The sequence below is a fragment of the Nostoc sp. UCD121 genome (genome assembly GCF_014222285.1).
In the GTDB taxonomy this organism is placed as follows: Bacteria; Cyanobacteriota; Cyanobacteriia; order Cyanobacteriales; family Nostocaceae; genus Nostoc.
Genome location: NZ_JACKZS010000265.1, coordinates 1 through 8,920, shown reverse-complemented (window position 1 = coordinate 8,920; position 8,920 = coordinate 1). Strand labels below are relative to the sequence as shown.

The following is an 8,920-nucleotide window of genomic DNA, read 5'->3' as shown; positions in this document are numbered from 1 at the left end:
TACTTAAATACTATATATATACCAATCATTTGAACTATTCCGACTATAATTATTCCAATTTTGTCATTAGGAAAGTAATTTTTTTCAAGCACTGTAGACAAAAATATAACCCCGATTCCAAATATTTTTCTATTTATGTTTTCTCCTTGATTTTTTAATCTTTCAGTTACATTTGTTAATTCTTTAACTTGATTTGTTAATCTGTTAACTGCTTCTACTAATTCATAATTATTGTCATCGTTCATAAATCACCCCAATCAAAATTTAGGAAGCGTCGAGCATTTAACTTTGTATATTTTTCAGTGTGTTTGATATCGCGGTGTCCCAGGAAGTCTTGGATTTCCCTGGTGTTATAACCCTGATTCACCAGATAGTAGCCGCAGGCATGGCGCATCATGTGGCAGTGAACTTTGATATCAAGTCCCGCCTGCACTGCCCGCCGCCCAAGCAGCTTTCGCACTGCATCAGTTGACATCACCTCACCACGCTCAGTGTGATTTTACCCCCTGCATGACCAAATTTTGAACCATAACGTGGTTCTTGTCAGCTTTTGGTGATGATGAAAAGTTACGCGCTTTAAGGCAGAAGGCAGGAGGCAGAAGGGTTTTGAGATTTTGCCTGTCGTCGTAGAACTTGTGACAAAGATCCAGATCCAACTTGAAGACTTTTCTTGTGATGTAGAGATTCTGTAACCCTCATACCAAAGTACTTTCTGTAATTTTATTCTTTCTTCCTTCTGCCCTCTGCCCTCTGCCTTCTGCCTAAACCAGCCCACTATTGATCACCAAAAGTTGCCAAGAACCTATATGTTGTCCTAGTACAGAGTGAAGTATTTCGTGACCGTTTGGCTAAATTATCGTTCAAATCACACTCAGAAACGAAAATGTATTTGCTATCTGGCAACATCTCTCTGAGTTCTTTGAGCAAAACTAATTCATCGTCTCTCAAGGGATGCACCCCTGAATCGCTGCCCTTTTCCCTGGTGATGAAAATCTGACGTTCGGCCCACATCAGTGCATCCCAGCGCAAACCGCACGATTTACCTACAGCTTCCCCTACCCTCAGCCCGTGGCGAAACATGAGCAACAGAGCGTGTATAATCACGGTGAGAATAACGAGCTTTGCGTTCTAGTGCAGCATCGAGAAGACTTCGCACTTCGCTTGGTGTAAGGTATTCTCGCTTACCTGTAATGCTTGTTGGGTAGACGAGTTGGGGGTGGCGGCCTCATTAAATATTGGTGGTAGTGTCCGGTGTACGCGCTCTATTATGGACAGTCTACTACGCCACGATCCCTATTACTCCGTTGAGAGTCGCGCCACTCAAGAGTTATTGCGAATAACTATCAATTGATACGTCCGCTTCCACATCAATTCCGGCTAAGAAGCCTCAAAGATTGGGAGCGGCAGCACGGCGCAAGGAGGAAAGGCCCAGAAACGCCCTTCATACACAAATAAATCTGTCCATCCACACTGGTTACACCAGTTGGCGTAAATTGCTAAAGCATCACTATCAATTAGCTTTTTTAGGCGTTCTAGACCGTACTTGATCTTAATTTGAGCGAGGAGTGGTACGCTGACTAATTCTTCACTATTACTTGCCCGAAGTTCCAGGGATTGCTGCCAGCGATTGCCTGCTTGAAAGCTAGCGTCTTGATAAGTCGTTTCTTTTTGTTCTCGGATGGTTTTTAGCCTGACCAACTCGGTGATAAAAACAGTGCGGGTTAATAGTCGGCAGCTTGGTGGATCACTATCTTGTTCTAGCCATCGCTGAATAATATCAATGAGGATTTCATGTAGTTCATCTGTCATGGGTCTTGTCTGGGAAAAATGAGCAATTGCTATTAATGAGTCACCGTACCCATCAGCATTTTTGTAAGTTAAATTAGCCTTTTCAAGCAATTATTCACTTGTGCCTAGAGAATTGCTTATATCCAGAAGTGTTTTATACTCTTTTGAAGGCAACCGCTTCAAAGCTCGGAGGATTTTCTCATCAATACCTTTTTCTTCAGCATACTTAATCAAGTCGTGTTTGCTGAGTGGGTAGTTAAGATCAGTTAAATTTTTTTCTAGTTGGATTAGATTTATTTCCATCATAATTATTTTGGGGATTTATCCGAAATAACATGCCAACTCACTTCAGGAAGCAGAAGAACAAGCCATCGCGTCAAATATTTATCGCCACAACAAACGTGATCGCAGCTTCCAACACCAAGTTCTAATCGAAACCAAAAAATTGCTTAATTACGACAGTATCTTCCAGATTGATATTGATGCTTCACGAGTAGCTCCCAAATACTGCCCTCACCGATAAGATTCGCAGCATAACGATTCGCTTGAGCGGCTGCAACCAACTTGAGCAATATTGTTACTTACTTAGCTCACTTGTTCATCAAAAATCGTCAATACATCAGGACGGCAGCGTTTAACGACGACTTTTATCCCCAAGGCTCCCTCACTTTTAAGGTCATCAACGTATCCGGGGCAGGCAGCTTTCGCTTCAACAAAACTTTGAAAAGGCCCAAAATAGTAGATGCAGTCAGGGCATTGGGTGGTAACTTCTGCCCAGTAATCACTCTTCAGTCCTTGGATAAATCCTCGAAGCAAAAATTTGATTCTGTTAAACACAAAGGAAAAGGTGAGAAGAATAGTTGTTATTAAACAGCATGACTATTGCTGTGATAGCTATCCTCTGCCGAAAGGATGAGGATATATAAAGTCAAATCGCCACTTACTTCTAGTCGAGTAACAAAGAAGAAATTGAGAAATTTCTAGATTCTACGAACGCTAATATTCGGCTGTTTTCTCCCGAAGACGCTTACAAGCAGATTAAATCACTCTGGAAACAGTTAAAGTACAGCAAAAAAGTATTGAGAATTGATAACGAGCCACCCGCATCCCCTTGAAGTTACTCTAATTCCGAGCGGCATCAAGAGAAACTCATTTCCGGCTGAAGGATACTACAATCTTTTCAATTAAAATCCTTCAATTACTGGTAATAAATTGCTAAATTCTCCAAAAGGGAGCAGATTCTTTTTGACGCTTAAGTTTGTAAATTCTCACAGGTAAATCGTCATTACTCCATCCTGGTTCAATCTCTTCTGTATCAATGAGGGTTCGTAAGGCTTTATCAAGGATGCTGTAACTACAATCAGACGCATCCTTTAATTCTCCAGCAGTTTTTCCCCCAGAATGCAGATTTTCTAAGATGATTTTGTTGATATTATCCATAATTACTCACACTCGAAATTATTTTTCAATTTATGTCTGAGAACCCAGACCAAAATCAAGTCATAAAAAATATTTTGGTGTGCGATGATATTCCTGATAATACCGAATTAATCCAAATGATACTAGAGCAAGAAGGTTATAGGGTAAATGTTGCACATCGTGGGGCAGAGGCAATCAATCAAATTAAAAGTAATTCTTATGATTTATTAATCATAAATATAATTATGCCAGATATGACTGGACATGATGTGATTCGTTACATTCGGCAAGAGTTACATTTAGATATTCCTGTTTTGTTTTTCACCGGCTTCTCCGAAGGATTATCTACAGATGAAAATGTAGTAGGAATTATCCTCAAGCCTATTGATTATGAGATGTTTGTGCAGCAAGTTAAATCAGTTTTTTCATCAAATTTTGTATGAAGCTAAATGCGCTTTATGTCTGGTAATTTGGTTATAAAAGTTTTGCTCAGTTAGCTTTCATGTTTTTCCAAAAAAATTGTGTTCAAAACTCATGATTCTATCATCAGGCAGAGTTTACAGTGTCATTGGAAAGACAAAAATTTATCCCCAAAAAATCTGGATTACATCTCATAGTAGAAGTTTCGCTACGAGCCAAGGGAAGTATCTTTAAAAAACAACTATTTTACATAGCTGTTATTGATAACAACATCTGCTGAGATACAACTTTTATGCAATTTCTAGTATTTATCAGAACTGAATTCGGAGAGAGACACTGGAAAGGACAAGCCAACTCACTTCAGGAAGCAGAAGAACAAGCCATCGCCTCAATTAATACACGCATCAAAACAATAAGTGATACATCTTTACGCTGCAATTGGCACTGGCAAAATAATTCAGGATATAGCGATACGGAGTATTGCAATACTTGCGGTAATCCTGTCTACTGGGATGGCGAAGAATATTATTGCTCTTATTGCGCTCGCCAGTTGCGGTACTCCGAGGACTCTGGACAACTCTACTCACATGAGAAATCTGTCTAGACACCTGATAGAGGGGGTAGATGAGCAATCGTACAGAAAGTTACGCTAAGGCTGTAACCCTTGCTGGATAAACATTCTGTCAATCAGTATTTTTAGCAATTCTCAATGTACCAAATAACCTATAGGTTATTTGGTGCAACAATTTAATACGGCACAGTAAGGTTTTGAAGTTCCTAAATTTCTGAGACTTCAATTGGTACAGTCTTATCAGTGGCGATCGCAGTATTAAAAGTGGCTCATCAAGTCCTTAGCGTAAGTTTCGGTATCACTGCTCATTTGACCCCATAGACGAACGCTAATGTACAGCTGATTATTTCGTGAGCGGGTTTAACCTACTCGGTATCACCGTCAGGCTTGACAAGACCCTGTTTCTAGTTTTGAAGAAATAATTGCCGCGGCGGACAAAGCTTTGTATCAGGCAAAGGCCGCCGGAGGCGATCGCTTTTGTCAAAATCATCGCGTAAGCACCCAAAAAGCTTAATTTTGAGTTAGTATTGCGTGCTGTTCGCAATCAAATTGTGAATTGGCACGGTGATGCCCTAAACATCAAAGAAAAGCGAGTTTATGTATTAACTCGCCCTCGGAAATTGGCTTGATCAAAAGACAGGATTAATCAAAAGTATTCAAACTATGAGTGCAGCGGTGTTTGGCGCACTTCAAAGCCAAAATTCATCTTTACAATGTTTTAAAAAGCGCTCAATAAAACACCTGTAGTAAATAGCAAGAACATCACTAATCCGATCAAGAAGATGGTATAGTAGGGAGCATGATTGAGTTTGTCTAGATATTCATTTCTCTTCCGATCTTCTTCAGTTAAGGATTTAAAACTCATATTACGCATGGTGGGTTGCCTTCGGAAATATATTATGTTTAAGGAATAGATTTTAGCTCTTCATTACTTAGCCCTCTTCTATTACTCTCATTAAATAAAAATCAAAACCCTTTATTTCTAAGACTTTGATAAATTTATGGGTAAGTTGGGTTGAGGGACGAAACCCAAAACGAAAAAGTCCTGACTTACTTAGAATAAAATCATGATGCTAAACCTTCAGTTACGTATCACCTGTACGGAAGAGCCTAGATTTTTCCTTCTTGATTTAATTAAACTATAAGCAAACAAGGATCATCAGCAATTGATAAAAATATATAGAAAAATTCACTGATTTTAATTACTACCACTTATGTGAGTTGGTGTAGAGCGGCAAATTGTTTGTCATCAGTTTAAATCCTTCTGCATCGATTGTTCAAGCTATCTCTACAACTTCATTCAGAAAACCTGAAAATTACACTTCCCTACACTAAAACTTACAAGCACGAGAACTTGACAAATAATTTGTCGATACCGTAATTACATAAGCGATCGCAGGAACTACAGTCTGACGATGAAAATAAATCGGCACGGACGCGCCTTCTTTCTAACGCAGTCAGAGATACAGCTAATCTTTACTAACGGACTCGACAATGACCGCTTACGCACTCGGAGCGTAAGCGGCAACTTGAGGTTAGTGAGTCAATCTACTTTCATTCCGTGAAAATCTAGACACCTTGATTTCTGAACTGGAGGGCGAATGAAAACTGTTGAACAATTAAGGACTCGCATTCTAGAACTGGGTAAACAGGCTGCACAGTTTAGTCAACAAGCGGTTGAAATTAGTAAAACCAACCGCGAACAAAGCAAAAACCTTACCGGGTGGCAAGCCAAAGAAGCAAGTAAGCGCTGCCAACTGTTGATACAAGAGTTGAAAAGACAGTAAACTTAGCAGACACTTCAACTCACCAGAGAAGCGCGTAAGCGCAGTTAAGAAGGCGATTAAATTACACTATTTTATCAATCCGGCATATCAACCTCACTCTCGGCGGCTCGTACTAGCATCTCAAGTTGCGCGAATTCACCCAAGGTCAGGAAGCCGTGCAGTTCCGAATAAGAAGCGATTTCCATTTCACCCAAAATATCCTTAATTACCTCCCAACTAGGATCGGGGGATTCCAGGATACAAGCGATTGCTTCAGAGGCTAAAACCTTGGAATCTTCTGAAGATGCCACCTCCTCAGATTCACCCGCACCACTTTCTAGCTTTTCCGCACCAGTGACGCAGGAGTTTACGCAGCAGTTTTCCATATCTGGCAAGGGTTCCGCACCACCCGCACCAGTTGGGGCTACATATTCTTCTATTTTCATTGCAGGAGAAGGAAGATTTAATTGCACTCCCTCTTCTTCAATGTTTTCTTGGGTATTAGAAAAAGTGGTGCGGGTGGTGCGGAAGTCCTGATTTGGCGTGGTTTCTGGTGCGGAAAGTGGTGCGGAAGTGGTGCGGGTTTCGCCGAAAGTGGTGCGGGTAACTGACAAAATCCCAATGCCAATGAGTATTGGGATGTTTCTTTTAGCAATGTCACAGTACCGAGTCCCCTTGACCGCTTTGGGGAAGAGTTGAGAGATGCGGGGGATGATTTGGTTGATACCCTTCACGTTTTTATCGCTGGGGCGGGCTTGGTCGATCCATGATCTGCGATTGCCCTCATCTATAGTCAGCGTCCCATTCTGGATATAGTGCTGTTCGAGCATTGACCATAAAGCCCGTGCGGTAATCTCTCCCCCTTCCACATAACCTATGTTGTTATCTTCTAGGAATTGGAATAAATGATTGTTTTCTTTTTGAACGTTACGGAAGGCATCAGTTGTACATTCGTAGTCAATGCCTTCTTTGATGAGGTTGTTAAGAGCCTCTAGCATTTTATTTAGAAATGCTGGGGCAACATGCGTTCTAACAAATTCGGAATCATCAGCAAAACGGGAGTCAGCCTGTAATTCGTTTGGATTGTTGGGGTCGGGATTTTTGACAAATGTCTTTAGAAATTCCAGAACTGCGATTCTATCTTGAGTAGCTTGCATTACTCCTTGCAATGGTGGCGTTTCATTTAAGTTGAAAATGCCTGTAGCATTAGGGGTAAATTCAATATGGTCTTTGCCTTTGCGTTCACAATGCAACTTGTTCCCGGTCACAAATAATTTCAGACTTTGAATTCTATCAAGTCTGCAAGTTTGTGGGTTTTCTGATGCCCAGTTAAGCCGAGAATGCATTAGTGGAGCGAGTCCAAACTTTCTGCCCTCATCGTAAGCTTGGAAGTCAGATAGAGATATGCTGGTTATCCCAGTCTCTCCATAAATAATAGATACACACTTGCGAATCGCATCTTTACCGTTTGACCCTAGTCCCACTGCCAGTAATGCTTTTGCTTCTCTTCCTCTAACCTTTCTAACAGTTTGGAGGTCAAGGGATGCAGCAAGATTCCGTAAAAGAACTTCTTGCTGTGGTTTATCTAAGCAAGCGAGTAAGCGCTCACAATCTGTACTATCAGCGTTGGGGTCGTACTCTATTAATGGTTCATAAATAAAGTAATCTTCGGGGGTATGTGGGTCTAGCGTTATTGTGAATTCCTTGCCATTCCAAACGGGTCGAACGATTCCATTAATGCAGTTTACCCCTGGTGGATTGATTAATTCTGCATCAATTCCTGTTAGCATCTTTGCCCATTCCAGAATCTTTTTTACCCAGGTGGGTGAAGTATAAGGATAGGTTCTTGTCCCCTGTTCATTCTCAACCACAAAGGAATTACAAAATTTGGCTATCCGTCTACGCTCTGTATCATCAGGAGAGTGTTTGTAGTGGTTGCCAGTATGCCAGTAAAGTTTATCAGCAGCACAAATCCAGTTCTTATCTCCATATAGAGCGTGATTTGCTTGCTGGATAAAACTTACAACAGGGGATTGCGAATTATCATCATCACTATCAACAACATTTACCTCTGCCTGTTGCTTACGCTTACGCTCTTTGACTGCTGCGTGAATCTCTTCCTCTAGCTTGCGGATAAACTCTGGTACTTCCATCTGTCCCAAGATTTCTTTGATATCACTTGACTTATATGGTAAATCGGGACAGATGTCATTTGGGTTAATTCCTATCAGAGCGATCCCCACTTCAGCCGCGCATTCAAGACATGTCTGAAGTTTCTTTAAGCCAGTGTCGTCAGCATCGTGCAGAAAAACGATTAATCCTATGCCTGAATCTTTGATAAGTTGGTATTCTGGCAGGATTGATTTTTTGTCCCAGGCACTACCTTGGAAGGTAAATCCAGCAAGCCCATGCTCTCGACCAACTTCTACGCACCCCTCACCTTCATGCTGGAGTAGCGCCGGGGTTCCCGTCACAGATTTAGCACAGGCGATCGCTTCATCAATGCGGTAAGCTTTCCAGGGTTCATCCCCTTTTCTCATCTCTGGAGTGCCGTCCGGGAGCCTGTGCCATTGGCGGAAGGACTTATCTTTTCCCTTCTCTTTGATGTAATCCGCCCATTCATAGCGAATTACCCATTGGCTTTGTGAGTAAGGATAGATTGTTTGTGTTGCATTCCCTGGTATTCCCTTTGGGAGCTTGCAAGTTATGTTTTGAGTTTGGGGTATGTCAGTCGCCGCTTGGGTCAACATCACCAAACCTAATTCACCATCTGGAATTGGTGCTGGTTTGGGCAAGATTCTCTTGGGTTTGGCAGCATTTTGGTTTAGAGATGGAGTGTAATTAGCCCCTGCTCTTTCTGCCACCACTTCAGCCCAAGGTTTGATCGCCTCTCTGATGTCCTTACACTCACAATTATTGAAGCATCTGTACTTCCCGGTTTCTGGGACAATAGATA

At 41.4% G+C, this 8,920-nt stretch carries 11 protein-coding genes; 3 read left to right on the top strand and 8 right to left on the bottom strand.

Annotation, left to right across the window (positions count from 1 at the left end; translation table 11 throughout):
* From GNF10_RS32575 to GNF10_RS32545, 7 genes are all read right to left on the bottom strand, one after another.
* A partial coding sequence (locus tag GNF10_RS32575) for a hypothetical protein (RefSeq protein WP_185607366.1) occupies nt 1-245 on the bottom strand: 245 nt, incomplete at its 3' end.
* Entirely contained in the window at nt 242-475 is a 234-nt protein-coding gene (locus GNF10_RS32570; protein ID WP_311774253.1) for a tyrosine-type recombinase/integrase, read from the bottom strand. The genes GNF10_RS32575 and GNF10_RS32570, both read right to left, overlap by 4 nt.
* Before the next feature lie 299 nt (nt 476-774).
* Nucleotides 775-1,104, bottom strand: a complete 330-nt coding sequence (locus GNF10_RS39050; protein WP_311774252.1) for a tyrosine-type recombinase/integrase — start codon at nt 1,102-1,104, stop codon at nt 775-777.
* 273 nt (nt 1,105-1,377) lie between these two features.
* On the bottom strand, nt 1,378-1,809 hold the full coding sequence (locus GNF10_RS32560) for a hypothetical protein (protein WP_185587943.1): 432 nt from the start codon (nt 1,807-1,809) through the stop codon (nt 1,378-1,380).
* Nucleotides 1,810-1,899: 90 nt separating this feature from the next.
* A complete protein-coding gene (locus tag GNF10_RS32555) occupies nt 1,900-2,094 on the bottom strand; it encodes a DUF2795 domain-containing protein (RefSeq protein WP_185587945.1) in 195 nt (64 codons plus the stop codon).
* Between the two features lie 279 nt (nt 2,095-2,373).
* Nucleotides 2,374-2,625 carry a DUF1816 domain-containing protein gene (locus GNF10_RS32550; protein ID WP_256874671.1) on the bottom strand — a complete coding sequence of 84 codons (252 nt, stop codon included), beginning with the start codon at nt 2,623-2,625 and terminating at the stop codon, nt 2,374-2,376.
* Between the two features lie 378 nt (nt 2,626-3,003).
* Nucleotides 3,004-3,228 carry a hypothetical protein gene (locus tag GNF10_RS32545; protein WP_185587946.1) on the bottom strand — a complete coding sequence of 75 codons (225 nt, stop codon included), beginning with the start codon at nt 3,226-3,228 and terminating at the stop codon, nt 3,004-3,006.
* Nucleotides 3,229-3,260: 32 nt separating this feature from the next.
* Here GNF10_RS32545 and GNF10_RS32540 point away from each other — a divergent pair, with 32 nt between their 5' ends.
* The 3 genes from GNF10_RS32540 (at nt 3,261) to GNF10_RS32530 (ending at nt 5,985) form a co-directional block, all read left to right on the top strand.
* Nucleotides 3,261-3,650 carry a response regulator gene (locus GNF10_RS32540; protein ID WP_185592809.1) on the top strand — a complete coding sequence of 130 codons (390 nt, stop codon included), beginning with the start codon at nt 3,261-3,263 and terminating at the stop codon, nt 3,648-3,650.
* Between the two features lie 269 nt (nt 3,651-3,919).
* Nucleotides 3,920-4,231 carry a hypothetical protein gene (locus tag GNF10_RS32535; RefSeq protein ID WP_185587741.1) on the top strand — a complete coding sequence of 104 codons (312 nt, stop codon included), beginning with the start codon at nt 3,920-3,922 and terminating at the stop codon, nt 4,229-4,231.
* Nucleotides 4,232-5,799: 1,568 nt separating this feature from the next.
* Nucleotides 5,800-5,985 (top strand): hypothetical protein, encoded by a 186-nt coding sequence (locus GNF10_RS32530; protein WP_185582123.1) that lies wholly within the window; start codon nt 5,800-5,802, stop codon nt 5,983-5,985.
* A gap of 74 nt (nt 5,986-6,059) precedes the next feature.
* Here the strand turns inward: GNF10_RS32530 and GNF10_RS32525 are convergent.
* Nucleotides 6,060-8,920 (bottom strand): DUF5906 domain-containing protein (locus tag GNF10_RS32525; RefSeq protein ID WP_185607365.1); only part of this gene is annotated, 2,861 nt, incomplete at its 5' end.

What these genes read in the sequence shown, in the direction of transcription:
- GNF10_RS32570 (WP_311774253.1), bottom strand. Translation starts at nt 475, where the DNA reads ATGTCAACTGATGCAGTGCGAAAGCTGCTTGGGCGGCGGGCAGTGCAG.
- GNF10_RS32560 (WP_185587943.1), bottom strand. Translation starts at nt 1,809, where the DNA reads ATGACAGATGAACTACATGAAATCCTCATTGATATTATTCAGCGATGG.
- GNF10_RS32555 (WP_185587945.1), bottom strand. Translation starts at nt 2,094, where the DNA reads ATGATGGAAATAAATCTAATCCAACTAGAAAAAAATTTAACTGATCTT.
- GNF10_RS32545 (WP_185587946.1), bottom strand. Translation starts at nt 3,228, where the DNA reads ATGGATAATATCAACAAAATCATCTTAGAAAATCTGCATTCTGGGGGA.
- GNF10_RS32540 (WP_185592809.1), top strand. Translation starts at nt 3,261, where the DNA reads ATGTCTGAGAACCCAGACCAAAATCAAGTCATAAAAAATATTTTGGTG.
- GNF10_RS32535 (WP_185587741.1), top strand. Translation starts at nt 3,920, where the DNA reads ATGCAATTTCTAGTATTTATCAGAACTGAATTCGGAGAGAGACACTGG.
- GNF10_RS32530 (WP_185582123.1), top strand. Translation starts at nt 5,800, where the DNA reads ATGAAAACTGTTGAACAATTAAGGACTCGCATTCTAGAACTGGGTAAA.